This window comes from Polaribacter sp. Q13, assembly GCF_016858305.2.
Lineage (GTDB): Bacteria > Bacteroidota > Bacteroidia > Flavobacteriales > Flavobacteriaceae > Polaribacter.
Map to the genome: position 1 here is coordinate 2,749,602 of NZ_CP074436.1, position 19,290 is coordinate 2,768,891.

Annotated in this window: 12 protein-coding genes; 7 read left to right on the top strand and 5 right to left on the bottom strand. The window is 32.4% G+C overall.

Annotation, left to right across the window (positions count from 1 at the left end; translation table 11 throughout):
- Positions 1-101 precede the first annotated feature (101 nt).
- The 6 genes from JOP69_RS11395 (at position 102) to JOP69_RS11420 (ending at position 6,799) form a co-directional block, all read left to right on the top strand.
- The gene (locus JOP69_RS11395) at positions 102-1,106 is read left to right on the top strand and encodes a sugar kinase (protein WP_203392715.1); all 1,005 of its coding nucleotides are present in this window, start codon (positions 102-104) and stop codon (positions 1,104-1,106) included.
- 98 nt (positions 1,107-1,204) lie between these two features.
- Complete coding sequence (locus JOP69_RS11400; RefSeq protein ID WP_203392716.1) at positions 1,205-1,570, top strand: hypothetical protein; 366 nt, start codon at positions 1,205-1,207, stop codon at positions 1,568-1,570.
- Positions 1,571-1,887: 317 nt separating this feature from the next.
- Positions 1,888-2,811 carry a hypothetical protein gene (locus JOP69_RS11405; protein WP_203392717.1) on the top strand — a complete coding sequence of 308 codons (924 nt, stop codon included), beginning with the start codon at positions 1,888-1,890 and terminating at the stop codon, positions 2,809-2,811.
- Positions 2,812-2,815: 4 nt separating this feature from the next.
- Complete coding sequence (locus tag JOP69_RS11410; protein WP_203392718.1) at positions 2,816-4,801, top strand: TonB-dependent siderophore receptor; 1,986 nt, start codon at positions 2,816-2,818, stop codon at positions 4,799-4,801.
- Positions 4,802-4,836: 35 nt separating this feature from the next.
- Positions 4,837-5,712, top strand: a complete 876-nt coding sequence (locus tag JOP69_RS11415; protein ID WP_203392719.1) for an MbnP family protein — start codon at positions 4,837-4,839, stop codon at positions 5,710-5,712.
- A gap of 64 nt (positions 5,713-5,776) precedes the next feature.
- Positions 5,777-6,799, top strand: a complete 1,023-nt coding sequence (locus JOP69_RS11420) for a cytochrome-c peroxidase (RefSeq protein WP_203392720.1) — start codon at positions 5,777-5,779, stop codon at positions 6,797-6,799.
- A gap of 64 nt (positions 6,800-6,863) precedes the next feature.
- Here the strand turns inward: JOP69_RS11420 and JOP69_RS11425 are convergent, their stop codons facing one another.
- Positions 6,864-8,156 (bottom strand): aminopeptidase P family protein, encoded by a 1,293-nt coding sequence (locus JOP69_RS11425; protein WP_203392721.1) that lies wholly within the window; start codon positions 8,154-8,156, stop codon positions 6,864-6,866.
- A gap of 739 nt (positions 8,157-8,895) precedes the next feature.
- Positions 8,896-10,215 (bottom strand): DEAD/DEAH box helicase, encoded by a 1,320-nt coding sequence (locus JOP69_RS11430; RefSeq protein WP_203392722.1) that lies wholly within the window; start codon positions 10,213-10,215, stop codon positions 8,896-8,898.
- A 164-nt stretch (positions 10,216-10,379) separates the two neighbouring features.
- Between JOP69_RS11430 and JOP69_RS11435 the strand changes: the two genes are divergently transcribed.
- A complete protein-coding gene (locus tag JOP69_RS11435; RefSeq protein WP_203392723.1) occupies positions 10,380-13,232 on the top strand; it encodes a sialidase family protein in 2,853 nt (950 codons plus the stop codon).
- A gap of 186 nt (positions 13,233-13,418) precedes the next feature.
- Here the strand turns inward: JOP69_RS11435 and JOP69_RS11440 are convergent, their stop codons facing one another.
- The 3 genes from JOP69_RS11440 to JOP69_RS11450 form a co-directional block, all read right to left on the bottom strand.
- A complete protein-coding gene (locus JOP69_RS11440) occupies positions 13,419-14,342 on the bottom strand; it encodes an ABC transporter ATP-binding protein (protein ID WP_203392724.1) in 924 nt (307 codons plus the stop codon).
- A 358-nt stretch (positions 14,343-14,700) separates the two neighbouring features.
- Positions 14,701-16,776: a M13 family metallopeptidase gene (locus tag JOP69_RS11445; protein WP_203392725.1), complete on the bottom strand. Its 2,076-nt coding sequence runs from the start codon at positions 16,774-16,776 to the stop codon at positions 14,701-14,703.
- Between the two features lie 255 nt (positions 16,777-17,031).
- Positions 17,032-19,191, bottom strand: a complete 2,160-nt coding sequence (locus tag JOP69_RS11450; protein ID WP_203392726.1) for a prolyl oligopeptidase family protein — start codon at positions 19,189-19,191, stop codon at positions 17,032-17,034.
- Positions 19,192-19,290: the final 99 nt, after the last annotated feature.

The window sequence follows — 19,290 nt, forward strand, 5'->3', positions numbered from 1 at the left end:
TACCGTTACTATATATTCAACAATACTTTAAAATAATTAAAAATAAAACAGCTTTTTAATTATTTTTTATAAAGTATCTTTGCTTTATAAAAGTTTTTAACATGAATCAGATAATCACATTTGGAGAGGTTTTAATGCGAATTTCGCCTTCAGGAAACAAAAAATTTATTCAATCTAACCAAGTAGAATTTTATTTTGGTGGTACCGAATTAAATGTAGGTATTTCTGTAGCAAATTTTGGACAAGATGTAAAACATATTTCATGTGTTTCTGATGATTTTATAGGTGATACTGCTATTTCTTTTCTAAGAAAATTTGATGTTAGCACTTCTGCAATTATTCGCTCTAGCAGACCTTTAGGTGTTTATTTTTTAGAAGTTGGTGCTGTTATGAGAGCAAGTTCTATTTCTTACAACAGGTCTCACTCTTCTTTTTCTGAAATTCAACCAGAAATGGTAGACTGGGAAAAATCTTTAGAAAAAGGAAAATGGTTTCATTGGACAGGGATCACACCTGCGCTTTGTGAAGGTGGTTATGAAACGTTAAAAGAAGGGTTAATTCTTGCCCAGAAAAAGGGTATGGGGATTTCTGCGGATCCAACTTACAGAAGTGGTTTATGGAAATGGGGTGGTGATTCAAGAGAAGTTCTATCTGAATTAGTGAACTATTCTACTATTTTTATTGGTGGTGTTAACGAAATTAATGAACTTTTAGATACCAGTTTTTCTTATTCTAATGAAGATTTTATTGAAGCTAGTAAACAGTTAATGGAAAAATATCCTACAATAGAAAAAGTGTTTGATAAAATTAGAACTTCCATTAATTCTTCTTGGCACAAAATTAGAGCAAGAATGTGGAATGGTAAAGAATTTAAAGAAACTTTAGACTTAGACATTACACATATTATAGATAGAATTGGTACTGGTGATGCTTTTGCTGCCGGTATTATTCATGGTTTACAAAAATTTGATGATTACAAAGCTATGGAGTTTGGTAGTGCTGCTTGCGCCATTAAACACACTTATTTAGGGGATATCAATTATGCAAACGAAAAAGAAGTAATGAATATTCTAGAAGGAAATACTACCGGAAGATTACTAAGATAAATAGCTCAAATACATACTAATAATTAACAAATATAAAAGGATAAGTTTGTCTTTATTGATTATTAGGAAAAATTAAAAAAAAGAAAGATATTCGCGGCGTGAAAATTGCAGCAATCTTTCTATCGCTATTCTTGCTTACTAAGCCCTTGCTTCCATTATTGGAATATGCAGCTTTTTACGATTATATTAAAAATGAGCTTTGTGAAAATAGAGATACTCCAGAATTACACTGTAACGGAAAATGTCATTTAGCAAAACAAATTGTGAAGGCAGGAGATTCAGACAGCGGTAATGAAAAAAATAAATCAATTAAAATAGAAATTTCTATTGTTTATTTTCAAGAAATAACTCATAAGGATGCTGTTCTATTGTCTAATGACGAAAATTTAAAAATAAATATTTCCTATAATAACACGTATAAATTCCATCATACGGATGTTATTTTTCACCCACCACTCGCTTAATTTCTTCATACTAAGAAACGCAATACACCAAATAATTGGTGCTTAATTATATTTAATTAGGTATCTAGTTATGTGCTATCAATTAGAAATAATTAATAGTAAAAAACAACACAGTTAAGTTTTTTTTTAAACAAAAGCTCTTTATATGGTGTTTGGTAAGCCTGTTTCTTAACCATTTCTTTTTAGTAGTAAGAATGCAATTATAACAATTGCACTTGCCTTATAATGCACAATACGCTTTCTTAAAATAAGTAATTGTCCATCTATTTGGTGCTACTAGTTTTTCAACAGTTTTTTAATAAAACAGTCATAAAATAATGAAACATTTACATCTAATTGTAATTGCAATTCTTATTGTAATAACTTCTTGTACGTTGGATAAAACGGATTACGAAGCGGAATTAAAAGTAGAAACTACAGAATATATTGAATTCGAAGAGGTAACTGTCATAAATAATGGAGATTACAGCGTTAGCATAGAAGCTTTAAATGGTACTTTGTATAAAGGTTATAATGAAATTCATTTAAACATCACCAAATTAGAAACAGGTGAGAACATCGATAATTCTGAAATTACTTTTTTACCAATTATGACCGATGCGAATGGAAATAAATCTTCTTGTCCGCATGCATATAATCTAGCATACAATGCAACCGAAGGATATTTCGAGGGATATGTTGTATTTACAAATGAGAGTAGTTCTACAGTAGCTTGGCAGTTGTATATCAATTTTACAGATAATAATGAAACTCACAAGGTGAATCAAGATATTTCTGTGGAAGAGCAAATCAACAAGAACCTCAACATGACGGCTTTTACAGGCAATGATAACGAGCAGTATTTTATTGCTTTGGTTGCACCTCAAAGTCCGCGTGTGGCACAAAACGATTTGGTTGCTGGTATTTACAAATACAATAAGCCAACTAATGCTGCAGGAGAATTCCCTGATATTTCGCAGTTTTCCTATTCCGTTGTAGAAAATTACACCTTGTTCATAGATCCAAGAATGCCAGAACCTTCTATGGGAAATCATTCATCACCTAATAATGAAGATTTAACACAACAAGATAATGGTTTGTATCACGGAATTGTAAACTATACAATGACAGGTAATTGGACGTTGAATTTCATTTTAAAAGATGAAAACCAACAAATAATAAAAGGAAACGAAGTTTCTACCGAATTTACTCCGGGAGTAGAAGGAGAAAGAGGCGAACTTCATATTGATATCTTATTTTAAAAATATGAAAGGAATAACGATAGCAATCCTATTATTAGCAACTCTAGCAAATGCACAGACTGTTGAGAAAAAAAGAGATAGTTTAGGTGGCGTCTTAGAGGAAGTGATAATTGTAGCGGCTAAAAAAAAGAAAATAGAAACAGACATGAAAATGGCGGTTTCTGTGGATGAATTTTTAGCCTCATCAGACAACATCAGTTTTATAAAGCGTGGCGCTTACGCTTGGGAACCTTTATTGAACAATATGAGTACAGAACGTTCTTTAGTTACCATTGATGGCATGCATGTTTTTGGTGCTTGTACCGATAAAATGGATCCGATAACATCTTATGTAGAAAGTAATAATTTATCTGATATTGATATAAAATCAGGACAAGAGGGCAGTTTGCACGGAGCAACAGTAGCTGGTAGCATCGATTTGAAAAGGAAAAGTACCGCATTTAAATTAGGGGAAAATTACAAAGGTGCTTTCCAAACTGGCTTTGAGTTAAATAACAAACAGTTTTTTAACCTTGCAAATGCCTCTTATTCTAGTGAAAAATTAGTAGTAGATGGTAGTATTTCTAACAGAAAAGCAGAAAACTATACTGACGGTAATAATGACGAAGTACAACATTCTCAGTTCGAAAAACTGAATGCTTCTTTAGGAATAGCCTACAAAACTGGTGATTTATCATCTTTAAGAGCAGACGCTATTTTTGATAGAGCAAAGAATGTTGGCTTCCCTGCATTGCCAATGGATTTATCTTTGTCTAGAGCATTAATTACATCGGTTGCCTACAAACAATTTTTTGAAAAAGGAATTGTAAAAGTGTGGGATACCAAAGTGTATTTTAATGCTATAGAACATTATATGGATGATACAACACGTCCGGAAAACTTGGTTCACATGGACATGCCTGGTTGGAGTACAACGTATGGTTTGGTTTCTAAAGTAAACCTGCAAAAAGGTAATCTATCATCCGAAGTACAATTGAACGCCTACAATAATTTATCTATTGCAGAAATGCGTATGTACCCGCAAGACAGAAGTGAGCGAACTATGTTTGCCTACAGTTGGCCTTGGGTTACAACAACCTATGCCGGACTTTCAATAGGTAATTTATGGGATATTTCTGATACAAGTCAACTAAGTTTTGGAGGCTCTCTAGGTGTCAATTACAATTATTCTAAATATGTAGAATTCAATTGGATTTTTCACCCGGGAACACCACAAGAAAAAACAAGATTTTTACCAAGTTTAAATACAAGTTATCATTTAAATGTAGGTGATTTTAATTTTTCTATTGGTGGTGGTTACGGTCATAGAGCGCCTTCTGTTTCCGAAGGATATGGATATTATATTTATAACAGTTTCGATAGATATGATTACATCGGAAACCCGGATTTGAAAAATGAAATTTCCTATGAAGTAAATGCGAGTGCTGGCTTCGAAAACGAAAAAGGAAGTATCAATGCCAAAGTAAACTACTTCTATATTCAGAATTATATAATTGGTAGAATTTTAAGTTTGGGGAGCCCTATGAACTATCAATCTGTAGGAGTTAAAGGATATACCTCTCTAGATTATGCCACATTATTTAATTTCTCACTGAATGCGAAGTACACAATTTTACAGAAATTACATTGGAAAGGAACGTTAACCTATGCAAGAGGTTTAGATGATAATCAGAAGAATTTACCATTTATTCGTCCGTTAAGTTATCAAACTTCGGTGCATTTTTCTCATAAAAATTTTGGTTTTGGAACAGCATTAAATGGTGATTTCAAACAAAATAATTACAGTCCAGAATACGGAGAAGACGAAACGCCATCTTACAAAAACTTTAATGTTTCTGCAGATTATACTTTTTACATTAATAATTACAAAACGGTTTTTCAAGTAGGTGCGGAAAACTTATTAAACGAATATTACAGCACTTACGCAGATTGGGGAAATATCCCAAGAATGGGACGTAACATTTTTACGTCTTTAAAAATCAATTTTTAAACAAGAAATAACGACATCAATTAAAATTAATACACATGAAAAATTTAAAAAAGTACCTTTTAGCATCATTAGTCTCATTATCAATAATTTCTTGTAGTGAAGACGGTATTCCGGTTGCCAACGACGTAACCTTAGAGTTTAATAATACATTTGGAACAACAACAATTGTTTTGGGAGATGCAACATCTGCAGAAGCAACAACAAACACTTCTACAGAAGGACAAGTACACCATTTTGAAGAGTTAAAATATGTAATAAGTAACATTCGTCTTGTAAACGCAGAAGGTGTAGAATTTCCTTACAATACTCAAAATTTAGATGAAGGAGCTACTATTATTGACCAATCTAAAGAAGCAACATTAAAATATGTTTTGAATGATATTCCAACAGCTAATTACACACAAATTAAATTTGGTTTAGGAATAAAAGAAGCATTAAACACTTTAGATGAAGAACTTTTTCCTTCTTTTTATAATGCAGATTTATCAATACACTGGTTCTGGGCAACAGGATACCGTTTTGCACAAATTGAAGGTTTTTATGGCGTAGACAACGCTCCTTTAGCAATTCATACTGGTAGTGTTTTAGGTGGTGATCCAGACGATGAAAGTACTTGGAATAATGCAGATGTGCATGCTCGTAATGCTTATAGAGATATTACTTTAGATTTATCTACAGATGCAATGGTTGGCGAAAATTCTCCTACAATTACTATTAAAGCAGATTTTAATAAGGTTCTAAGTGGAATAAATACAATTACTTTAGAAACTCCGACGGAAGGTTATACTGCAGGAACTTTTGCCACTAAACATGTAAGTCCTAATGTAATGGTAGAGTATGTTGATAATATGGCGGGTAATGGCGATACAGACATTAAAGGAATGTTTTCTATTGAAAGTGTAGAAAACTAAACCTATAAAAAGAGTCAGTTTTCAATATAATATAGAAAACTGACTCTTCTTTAAAAGAATTAAAATGAAAAAGTTATTACTGAATATTTTTATAATACTATTAATATCTTCTTGTACTAAAGAAGATGTTTATGAACCCTTTGTTTTTGATAATCCAGAAATAGCAATAAATATTCCTGTAGATTTTCCGGTATTAAACAATTCATTTTATACCAATAAACCCACAAAATATGGCGTTGAATTAGGCAAAAAATTATTTTTCGACAAAAAACTGAGTGCAGATAACACTATTTCATGTGCTAGTTGTCATATACAAGCAAATGCATTTGCAGATCACAATGCAAAAGGTATTGGTATTGAAGGACGAATTGGACTTAGAAATGCACCACCTGTGCAAAATATGGCATTTATGCAAGTGTATAATTGGGAAGGCAGTAAATCAAAGTTAGAAGATCAACCAATTGTGCCAATAATTACACCCGAAGAAATGGACTCCTCTATTTTAGAAGTAATTGGTAAAATTGAACAAGACGAAGATTATATCAATTTATTCAATAAAACTTTTGGGGATGACAATATAACTGGAAATAGAATTTTTAATAGTATTGCTCAGTTTGAATACACTTTAATTTCTGCCAATAGTAAATACGATAAAGTAAAAAGAAATGAAGGCGTAACATTCACTGTAAATGAAGAGAAAGGTTATCAAACCTTTAAAAATAAATGTGCAAGTTGCCACAGTACAGAATTGTTTACCGATCAAAGTTATAGAAATATAGGCTTTCCAATAAATGCTGATCAAGAAGAAACAGGACGTACAAGGGTTACTCTAGAATTAAACGATTTAATGCGTTTTCGTGTTCCATCTTTAAGAAATATAGCATACACTGCACCTTACGGAAGTTTTGGTCAATTCGCTACTTTAAAAGAAGTCTTAGATTATTTAGACAATGGCGTTTTAGATGCAGATAATCTAGATCCGATTCTTAAAGAAAACAATAATCAAATTCCACTTACAGTGGATGAAAAAGAGAACCTTATTTCATTTTTAAACACCTTAAGCGATACTGATTTTGTTACGCAGTAACAATTAACTTTAAAGCACAAAAAAAGCGAGTTTTACAACTCGCTTTTTATATTTAGTATAAGATTTAACCTTGCATTAAATCTTCAATTTCTTCAGCCTCAATAGGAATATTACCCATTAAATTAAAAGGTGCACCTTTTTCCTGCACAACCACATCATCTTCTAAACGGATTCCAAAACCTTCCTTCGGAATGTAAATTCCTGGCTCTACGGTAAACACCATATTTGCTTGCATTGGTTCATGTAACAAACCATAATCATGTGTATCTAACCCCATGTGATGACTCGTTCCGTGCATAAAATATTGTTTATATGCAGGCCAATTTTTATCTTCATTTTGTACATCTGCCTTGTCTAACAAACCTAGTTTTAACAATTCAGCCGTCATAATTCCACCAACCTCTACATGATAATCTTTCCACAAAGTTCCAGTAACTAATAATTTTGTAGCTTCTTTCTTAACATGATTTACGGCATTGTAAACTGCTTTTTGTCGGTCTGTAAACTTACCAGAAACAGGCACTGTTCTAGACAAATCACTTTTATAATTAGAAAATTCTGCAGCAATATCAAACAAAATTAAATCGCCCGCTTTACACTCTTTATTATTTTCTATATAATGTAAAACATTAGCGTTATTTCCGCTTGCAATAATTGGCGTGTATGCAAAACCTTTAGATCTATTTCTTACAAACTCGTGCAACAATTCTGCTTCAATTTCATATTCCCAAACACCAGGTTTTATAAAAGGTAAAATTCTACGGAATCCTTTTTCTGTAATATTACAAGCATGCTGAATTAAATCTAACTCAATCTGATCTTTTACAGAACGTAAGCGCTGTAAAATAGGGTTACTTTTAGCAACTGCATGTGCAGGATATTTTGCCAACAACCATTTTGTAAAACGATCTTCGCGTGTTTCTGTTTCTACATTAGCTCTATAATGTTCATTGGTATTTATATAAAAAGTATCTGCGTAGGTAGACATCTCAAACAACACCTTTTCTAAATCTTGCAACCACAAAACCGTTTTAATTCCGCTTGTTTCAAAAGCAGCCTCTTTGGTTAGTTTTTCTCCTTCCCAAACCGCAATATGGTCATTCGTTTCTCTAACAAATAAAACCTCTCTATAATTTTCATTTGGGCAATCTGGAAACAAAAGCAACACAGTTTCTTCTTGATCTGCACCAGTTAGATAAAAAATATCTCTATGCTGCTCAAAAGGCATTGTGCTGTCTGCACTAATCGGATAAATATCATTAGAATTAAAAACCGCGATACTATTTGCTTTCATTGCTGAAGCAAAATTTTTACGATTTTTTATAAATAATTTTGAGTCTATTTTATCGTATTTCATACTGAAAAATTTATGTTGAAATACAAAGGTAACAATATTTCGTCGGCAAAATATTTACAACGAATAATTTTATAAACTCTCTTTTCAAAAGAAATCTTTAATACTATAAAAGCCAATCAGTATTATCTTTTTTGGGCGTTCGAGCGGGCTTGTAATTTATCTTGAGCGAAGACGAAAGGTTGTATCTTTTTGCCAAAAAAGCAAAAAGGATGTCATTCCAATCCCTAACGCAAAAAAAAACACAACAGTTATCATTTCGACTATAGTAGAAATCACATAACAGTGATCACACAACACCAACCATACTTTATGTGATTTCTCAATCTCTAAAAAGCTCATTTCGAAATGACAAAACTGTGTGTAACAAAAACTGAACGCAAAAAAACAACAACAGTTGTCATTTCGACAATAGGAGAAATAACATAACGGTGATCAGACAAAACTGAGCCACAATACTTGTCATTTCGAAGTATTGAGAAATCCCATAACAGTGATCACACAACACCAACTAAACTTTATGTGATTTCTCAATCGCTAAAAAGCTCATTTCGAAATAACAAAACTGTGTGTACCAAAAACTGAACGCAAAAAAACAACAACAGTTGTCATTTCGAAGCATTAACAAATAACAGACTTAGTGGTTATTGAGTTGTATGAATAGTTCTTTAAAAGTAAAAATCCTACAAGGTTAACAACCTTGTAGGATAATAAAATTTGTGTAAATCCGTGAAATTAGTATCTAAAAACGTTTCTTTTTAGGCGCTCCCGTTCTTCCTCTACCAGAAGTAGAACCTGCGGGTTTATTTCCTTTAAAATGAGGTTTTCTTTTTGGTTTATCTCCTTGAGAAGATCCAGAATTTCCACCTTTATTTTTCTTATTAAAAGAACCTTTACTTTGCGAAGCTGCTCTTTTAGGAGCTGCCGTATCTGTAGGCTCAAAACCTTCTACAATAGAAGTGTTTAATTTCTCTTTTAGTAATTTTTCAATTTCGTTTTGGTACTCAGTCTCTTCACTACAAACTAAAGAAATTGCTTCTCCCGCTGCTCCTGCTCTACCTGTTCTACCAATTCTATGTACATAATCTTCTGGTACATTTGGTAATTCAAAGTTAATAACGTGTGGTAATAAAGGAATATCTAAACCACGTGCTGCAATATCTGTTGCAACCAATGCTTTAATGGTATTGTCTTTAAAAGTTCTTAATGCTTTTGTTCTTGCACCCTGACTTTTATTTCCGTGAATTGCTGCTGCAGATATTCCTGCTTTTATCAATTTCTCTGTTAATTTATTAGCACCATGTTTTGTTCTTGTAAAGATTAAAACCTGATTCCAGTTTCCGTCTTTTATCAACTTAATCGTAAACTCTGTTTTTTGGCCTTTATCAACTTTATAAACATTATGAGTTACTTTTTTAGCTGTAGAATTCTGTGGTTCTGCTTCTACAGAAACAGGATTATTTAAAATACCAGAAGCTAATTTTTTAATATCAGCAGAAAAAGTTGCAGAAAACATCAAATTCTGACGCTTTGCTGGCATAAAACTAATCAGTTTATTTAAATCTCTAGCAAAACCCATGTCTAACATTCTGTCTGCTTCATCAAGAATTAAAACATCAATTCTGTTAAAAGAAACTGCTTTCTGACTGTGTAAATCTAATAATCTACCAGGTGTTGCTACTAAAATATCTACACCACTTCTTAACGTTGCAATCTGTGGTTTTGCATTAACTCCACCAAAAACTACGGCAGATTTTATGTTTACATATTTACTATACTCTCTTACATTGTCATAAACTTGCGCAGCCAATTCTCTTGTTGGCGTTAACACTAGTGCTCTTAAAGGCCTATATTTTGGGTGCTTTGTTTCAGCTAAATGTTGTAATACTGGCAATGTAAAACCAGCTGTTTTCCCAGTTCCTGTTTGTGCAGAAGCTAAAATGTCTTTACCTTCTAAAATATGTGGAATTGCTTTTTCTTGTATTGGTGATGGTTTGGTATATCCTTTTTCTTCAACTGCTTTTACTAATGCAGCGGATAAACCTAAATCTTTAAATGTCATAAAAATACTTTTTTGAAATCAACTTTATGTAGTTGTTTCAGCCTGCAAAGATACGATGTTTAAATTTGAAGTCGAATTTTTCTTAAAATTCCTTTTTATGTTAAATTTTTTGCTATTGAAAATACAAACAGTAATTTCAACACTTTAAACCAAACTAACTTATTATGAAATCTATTTTCTCCTCTTTAGTATTCTTTTTTTCAGTAACTCTAGTTGCTCAAACCTCAACAGGTGGAGAGATTATTCAACAATCATTACAAAAGAAGTCTCAAATGATGAATTCTTCTTTGGTTAAAAATATTGAATTTACTAATATTGGTCCAACGGTGATGAGCGGTCGTGTAGTAGATATGGCCGTAAACCCAAAGAATACAACAGAATTTTATGTGGGTTATGCTTCTGGAGGGCTTTGGTATACAAACAACAACGGAACTACTTTTACACCTCTTTTAGACAATTCGCTTACTCAAAATATTGGTGATATTGCAGTTGATTGGAAAACCGGAACTATTTGGGTAGGCACAGGAGAAAAAAACTCTTCACGATCTAGTTATGCAGGAATTGGTATGCTAAAATCTACAGATAAAGGGGAATCTTGGCAAAATGTTGGTTTGCCAGATTCTCATCACATTAGTAGAATTGTTATCAACCCTAAGAACCCGAATGAAGTTATTGTAGGTGCAATTGGTCATTTATATTCTTCAAACGATGAAAGAGGGATTTTTAAAACTACAGATGGAGGAAAAACGTGGTCTAAAACATTATTTATTGATAAAAATACAGGAATTATAGACGTTGCAGTTGCTCCAGAAAACTTTAATATTATGTATGCTGCTTCTTGGGAAAGAGAACGTAAAGCATGGAATTTTAATGGAAATGGAAATAATTCTGCCATTTATAAAAGTACGGATGCAGGAAGTTCTTGGTTTCGAATTTCAGACAAAAGTGGTTTCCCAACAGGAAATGGTGTTGGTAGAATTGGTTTAGCTGTTTTTAATAAAAATACGGTGTATGCTTTTCATGATAATCAATTTAGAAGAAAAGAGGAAAAGAAAACAGCATCTTCGAATGCATTAACAAAAGGTGATTTTAAAACAATGTCTGTAGATAATTTCTTACACTTATCAGATAAAAAACTAAATACCTATTTAAAAACTAACGGATTTCAAGAAAAATACAGGGCAGAAAATGTAAAGCAAATGGTACGTTCTGGAAATGTAAAACCTATTGATTTAGCTAAATATTTAGAAGATGCAAACTCGATGTTGTTTGACACACCAGTTATTGGAGCCGAAGTTTTTAAAACAACAAACGGAGGGAAATCATGGAAAAAGACGCATAACGGAACTTTAGATGACTTGTATTATTCTTACGGGTATTATTTTGGAGAAATTAGAGTTGACTACCAAGATGAGAATGGAATTTATGTTTTAGGAGTTCCTATTTTAAAATCGAAAGACGGCGGAAAAACGTTTACTTCTATCAGTAAAGAAAACGTACATGCAGACCACCAAGCCTTGTGGGTAAACCCCAAAAAGAAAGGGCATTTAATTGATGGAAATGATGGTGGTTTAAATATTTCTTATGATGATGGAGAAAATTGGATTAAGTTAAATGACCCTGCGGTTGGGCAATTTTATTCCGTGTATGCCGACAATCAAAAAAATTACAATGTTTATGGAGGCATGCAAGACAACGGAGTTTGGGTTGCACCTCACAACTCAAAAATTGACAAGTATTGGTACCAATCAGGTCAAAATCCGTACGAATCGATCATGGGAGGAGACGGAATGCAGGTTCAAGTAGATGACAGAAACCCAAATATTGTGTACACTGGCTACCAATTTGGAAATTATTATAGAATTGATAGAGAAACAGGAAATCAAAAGTACATTCAGCCAAAACATACTTTAGGCGAAAATCCGTATCGATTTAATTGGCAAACGCCAATTCATTTATCAAAATATAACCAAGATATTTTATACTTGGGTGGTAATAAATTGCACCGTTCTTTAAATAAAGGCGATGATTGGGAAACCATTTCTGGCGATTTAACGAATGGAGGGAAAAAGGGAAATGTTGCATACGGAACCTTAACATCCATTTCTGAAAGTCCGTTTCAATTTGGATTAATTTATACCGGTTCTGATGATGGTTTTGTAAATGTTACTAAAAATGGAGGAGGAAGTTGGACACGTATTTCTAACAATTTGCCACAGAATTTATGGGTTTCAAGAGTTGTCGCATCAAAATTTAAAAAGGAGCGTGTTTATGTAACTTTAAACGGATACCGTTTTGATGATTTTACGCCTTACGTTTATATGTCTGATGATTATGGTCAAACCTGGAAAAACATTGGAAACTCAATTCCTACTTCTTCTGTAAACGTGATTAAAGAAGATTCTGAAAACCAAAATGTATTGTATTTAGGTACAGATAATGGTTTGTATGTTTCTTTTGATTTTGGAACTTCTTGGGAAGCTTTTAGCAAGAATTTACCAAATGTTGCCATTCATGATTTGGTGATTCAGCCAACTGCAAAACATTTAATTATTGGTACTCATGGTAGAAGTTTATACAAAGCAAATATTGCTCCTATTCAAGAGTTTACAAAAGGAATTAGAAAACATGACAACTTAGAGATTTTTACAATTAATTCTATTAGAAAAAGTGATTATTGGGGGAATTCTTGGAGCAAATGGTTAGATGCCAATACGCCGGAAATAAACATTCCATTTTATGTAAATTCTAGTAAAAAAATTCAAGTAGATATTTTTTCCGGAGATACTGAATCAAGTTCAGCACAAGTAAAAGTTAACTCATTTTATGTAGATGCAGATAGAGGTTTTAACGAAGCTATTTATGATGCTTCTTTCTCTGAAAAAGGAAAAAAAGCGTATCAAAAAGTAAATAAAGAAACTGATTTAAAGAAAGCTAAAAACGAGGTTTATTATTTACCCAAAGGAAAATATATTGTTAAAATTGAGGATAAGAAAGGTGAGTTTAAAGTGGAATAAAATCCACAATTGTGTTCCCTAGAAGCATTGAGAAATCTTACAACAGAGATCACGCAACAATTAACAAATTTTATCTGATTGATTTTAAAAAAGTTAGCTCTCGTTTTTAATGAGTGCCTACATTATGAAAGCATTAAAACTAATATTAATAGCCTATAATTTTTTAGATTTACAAAACAGGAAACTCTACAAGAAATCTAAGTCAATTTCGACACCGCTATCCAAAATAGAAACATGATTAAAAAATACATTTTGTCCGTTAAATTCAGCTTCAATTAACCAATAAGAACCTTTAAAATAAGAATTTAAAACAATTGCCTTTAAATCAGAGTTTTCTACTACTCTTATTTGATGAGGATATAATAGAACATTTTTATTGTTGATAGAAATTTCATTTACATCGTCAAACAAAGCTGCAATATATTTTTCTTTTGGATTGCTGTAAATCTCTTTCGGAGAATTGTTTGCTAAAATTTTATTGTCTTTGATAATAATGAGTTTATCTGCAAAAGAAAGTGCATCATTTTTATCGTGTGTAGCAATAATACAAGCAATGTTTTTTGCTTTTAAATAACTGAATAAATTTCTACGTAAAGAGTTTTTCTTAAAGTTATCTATTTGTCCGAATGGTTCATCTAACAACAGTAACTCAGGTTCTTTTGCCAAGGCTCTCGCAATGGCAACACGCTGTTTTTGTCCGCCACTTAGGTTTTTAACCATGGTGTTGGCAAAAGTTTTCATTTGAATTACTTCTAATAATTCTTGTGTTCTTAATTCACTTTCTTCAGGATAAAACCGCGATAAGAATTTTTTAATATTTTCTGATACAGAAATGTAAGGCATTAAATCGAAATCTTGTGCTACATATTTAAAGTTTTCGAAACCCGGAACAAGATGTTTCTTTGGACCAAATACTTGTTCTCTGTTCCAAAATATTTTTCCTTTATTTAAGTCTACTAATCCGTAAATAGCTTTTAAAAGCGTCGATTTACCACAACCACTTTCTCCCATTACACACAAGTGCTCCCCTTGTTTTAAAGTGAATTTAAAATCGTTTAAAATTGATTTCTTTTTGTGATAAGAAAATGAAATGTTATCTACTTTTAGCATATTACAAAAATATGCTTATTAATAAAGAATTCCAAGGTTTTTGAATTCTTGCAGGTAAGTTAGGTTTTGAGTTATTATTGTTATGAGACTTCTCTATACCAAGTGACAAGTTTAAACTAAATGAGTTTAACAAACCCCGCGTTAGCGATTGAAACGACATCCTTTTTGCTTTTTTGCAAAAAGATATAGTGTAAAGCGCGACCCTTGTGGTAACGCCCAACTTATTGATATAAGTTTCTAATTCTACAAAAACTATCACGCAATAAGTCATAAAAAAAACCGACACTTTCGCATCGGTTTAAATTTTCTTTACGCAAATATTTGCATACAGATTGTAATACTTAAAGACACTATGTGTCTACCAAATTTTAACTCTGTCTTCTGGTTTTAAATACATTTCATCACCTTCTTTAACATCAAACGCTTTATAGAAAGCATCTACATTTTTAAGAGGTATATATGCTCTATACATTCCAGGAGAATGAGGGTTTGTCATGATTAAGTTTTTTAATGCTTCATCACGCATTTTTGTTCTCCAGATGGTTCCCCAAGAAAGGAAGAAACGTTGTTCTGGCGTGTAACCATCTATATCTGCTGGTCTTCCGTTTTTCTTTAAGAATATTTGTAAACCTTCGTAAGCAGCTTGTACTCCACCTAAATCTCCAATATTTTCTCCTAAAGTATATTCTCCGTTTAAGTGCATGCTATCAATAGCAATAATGTCTGAATATTGTTTGATTAATTGTCCACCAATTTCTTTAAATTTTACAGAATCTTCTTCTGTCCACCAGTTTTTAAGGTTTCCATCACCATCAAAACGCGCTCCAGAATCATCGAAACTATGCGAAATTTCATGTCCAATAACGGCTCCAATTCCACCATAATTTACGGCTTCGTCTGCTTTATAATCGTAAAAAGGAGGTTGTAAAATTGCAGCTGGAAAAACGATTTCATTATTTACAGGATTAAAGTAAGCGTTTACAGTTTGCGGAGACATTCCCCACTCTGTTCTATCTACTTCGCTACCTAATTTTGCCATTTCTTTATTATAGTTCCATTTGGTAACATTAATAGCATTTTCGAAATAAGAACCTCCTTCTTTTAGTCCTTTAACTTCTAATTCTGTATAATCTTTCCAAACATCTGGATAGGCAATTTTAACCGTTAGTTTGTGTAGTTTTTCTAATGCTTTTTCTTTAGTAACTTTACTCATCCAAGGTAATTGTGCAATTCTTGCTTCGAAACCAAGCATTACATTGTCAATCATTTCTTTGGCTTTTACTTTTGCTTCTGGTGGAAACATTTTTGCTACATACAACTTACCTAAAGCCTCACCAATTGCACCATTTAAGCTACCTAAAGCACGTTCATCTCTTGGGCGCTGTTTTTTACTACCACGCATTTCTTTAGAATAGAACTCCCAATTTGCAGTTTCTAAATCTGTAGATAAAGAACCTAAAGAATTGTTTATCGTATTCCAACGTAATAATAGTTTAATATCTGCTACCGGTGTTTTTGTAAAAATATTGTTTAAAGCTTTAAAATAACCTGGATCTGTTACAATAATTGTATCTAAATCTTTAACTCCTATTCCTTCTAAATGTGCTTTCCAATCTATTGCTGGTGCTAATTTTTGCAATGCTGCAACAGACATTGGGTTGTATATTTTACGAATGTCTCTACTTTCTTCTTTAGACATCATTGGTTTAGCTAAACTAGTTTCTAAAGCAACAATGGTAGCAGCATTCTTTTTAGCTGTAGTTGCATCATCCCCAAACTCTTGTAGCATTTTAGCTACAAATATTTGATACTTTTCTAACTTGTCTTTTACTTTAGCATCTACGTAATAATCTCTAGATAAACCTAAAGAACCTCCACCCATATAACCCGCGTACTGGCTACTGTTTTTTAAATCGTTATAAACGCCAAAACCGTATAAACCACCGCCACCGTAAGGTGCCATATTTGTTAAATACGTTTCTACGTCTTTTTTAGTTTTAATTTCATCTACTTTTGCTAAATAAGGCATAACTGGTGCTTTACCTTGTGCATTTCTAGCAACAGTATCCATTATTGTTTGGTAATAGTTTACCGCTTTTTCTTGATCTGAATCTATTTCGTTTCCTTTAGCATCTTTTACTTTAGGAAAATTACTTTCTTCAATTGCTTTATTTAAAATAGTTAAAACATCTGCATCTGTTTTTTTACGAAGCTGATTAAATCCTCCCCAAGAAGTTTGATCGTCTGGAATTTCTGTTTTGTCTAACCAAGTACCATTTACATGTCTAAAAAAGTCATCTGTAGGTTTTACAGTTTTATCCATATTTTCTAAGGCAATACCAGGAGCTTTTTCTACTGGTTTGTCTTGCTTGCAAGCTACCAAACCTAAAGAGGCAATAGCTGACACAAAAAACACTTTTTTAATTGTCTTCATTATTATTTGATTTTTGAATTGATTGAGTTTGATTAATTAGTATACCTACTTTAATAAATGTTACAGTTTTATTGAAAATAAAATATTTTTAACCACATAAGCACATAGATTGCATAGGCTCTATTTTCTATTTAACCATGTAGCGGCTTCCATCAATGTTTACTTCTGTGCTTTTTTTTAATTTTAAAACTGTTCTCGATACAATTCCTAAAAAAAAGGAATCACTCGAACTAACATTTCGTTTTAAATTTTAAATTACAATTTTATTTTCGCCTTTGGCGGATTTGGTAATTGCTGAAACCCCATATTAAATAATGTAAAACCAAAAATATCTGCATATTGCTCGATGGTTTTTGCTACAGGCGTTCCTGCACCATGGCCTGCATTCGTTTCTATCCTTATTAACGTAGGATTATTTCCTGTTTGTTTTGCTTGTAATTCTGCTGCGAATTTAAAACTGTGTGCAGGTACCACTCTATCATCATGATCTCCTGTAGTTATTAAGGTTGCAGGATATTGCACACCTTCTTTTACATTGTGTACTGGTGAGTATCCTTTTAAATAATTAAACATTTCTTTGCTGTCTTCTGCAGTTCCATAATCATACGCCCATCCTGCGCCAGCAGTAAAAGTATGATAACGCAACATATCTAAAACACCAACTGCAGGCAAAGCAACTTTCATTAATTGGGGTCTTTGTGTCATGGTTGCACCTACTAATAACCCTCCGTTAGATCCTCCTCTAATTGCTAAATAATCTGATGAAGTATACTTTTCTGCAATTAAATATTCTGCAGCTGCAATAAAATCATCAAACACATTTTGTTTCTTCATTTGTGTTCCTGCATCGTGCCATTTTTTACCATATTCTCCCCCACCTCTTAAATTAGGCACTGCATAAACACCACCTTGTTCCATCCAAACTGCGTTTGCAATACTAAAAGAAGGTGTTAAACTGATATTGAAACCGCCATAACCGTATAAAATAGTTGGATTTTTACCATTTAATTCCACACCTTTTTTATGTGTAATAATCATTGGTACTTTTGTTCCATCTTTAGATGTATAAAAAACTTGTTTACTAGTATAAGCATCCGCATTAAAAGCAATAGAAGGCTTCCAATAAACATCGTATGTTCCGTCTTTAGGATTGAATTTATAAGATGAACCTGGAGTGCTATAGTTGGTAAAAGAAAAATATAAATCTTTCGCTTTTGTTTTCCCTCCAAAACCACCGGCAGTTCCAACTCCTGGTAATTTTACTTCTCTAATTAATTTTCCATCATAATCGTATTGTAACACTTTAGAAACCGCATCTACCATATACGTTGCAAAGAAATAACCTGCTCCAGAATTTAAACTCAATACATTTTCTGTTTCAGGAATAAAATCTTTCCAGTTTTCTGGAGTTGGGTTTGCAACATCTACGGTTACTACCTTTTTATTAGGAGCATTTAAGTTTGTTACTAAATACATTTTACTGCCAACATTGTCTATCGGATAGGTATCACTATCTGTGTGATCTAAAACAGTTACCAAAGGACTATTTGATTTAGAAAGGTCTTTTAAAAACAACTTGTTACCCGATGTTGAGACACTTGCAGAGATAAAAAGATATTGATCGTCCTCAGACACATTACCACCAACATAACGATGCTTTTCTGATGCTTTTTCTCCAAAAATAACGGCATCTTCTTTTTGAGAAGTTCCTAGTTTATGGTAATATAATTTGTGTTGATCTGTTTTTGCAGATAACTCACTTCCCTCAGGTTTATCGTAACTAGAATAGTAAAAACCTTCGTTTTTGTACCAAGAGATTCCAGAGAATTTTACATCTACCAACGTATCTTCTTTAATCGTTTTAGACTCAGCATCCATTATAATAACCTTTCTCCAATCAGAACCTCCTTCAGAAATTGCATAAGCAACTGTTTTTCCGTCTTTAGAAAAACTTAAAGAACCTAAAGAAGTGGTTCCATCTTCAGAAAAAGTATTTGGGTCTAAAAAAACATCAGGCTCAGAATCTCCTTTAGTTCTATAAATAACACTCTGATTTTGTAATCCATTATTTTTAGAAAAATAGGTATAATCTCCTTCTATAAAAGGCGTGCCTACTTTTTCGTAATTCCATAATTCAGACAAACGCTCTTTTAATTGGTCTCTGTATGGAATGTTGTTTAAATAATTAAAAGTAACTTCATTTTCTGCTTTTACCCAAGCTTCGGTTTCTTTACTTCTGTCATCTTCTAACCATCTGTAATTATCTACTACAGCGGTTCCAAATAACGAATCTATAACTGGTTTTTTTGTTGTTTCGGGGTACTTCACGTCTATATTTCTTTGTTTAACTTCTTCTTTACAAGAAACAAATATTGCACTTGCAAATAAAATAGGGATGATTAATTTATTTTTCATGAGCTTTAAAGTTTGATTGATTTCAAAATTAAGGATATTTAATATATATATAGTTATTTAAGCATTTTTAACTTTTGAAGCTTCAATTTACCTCCATTT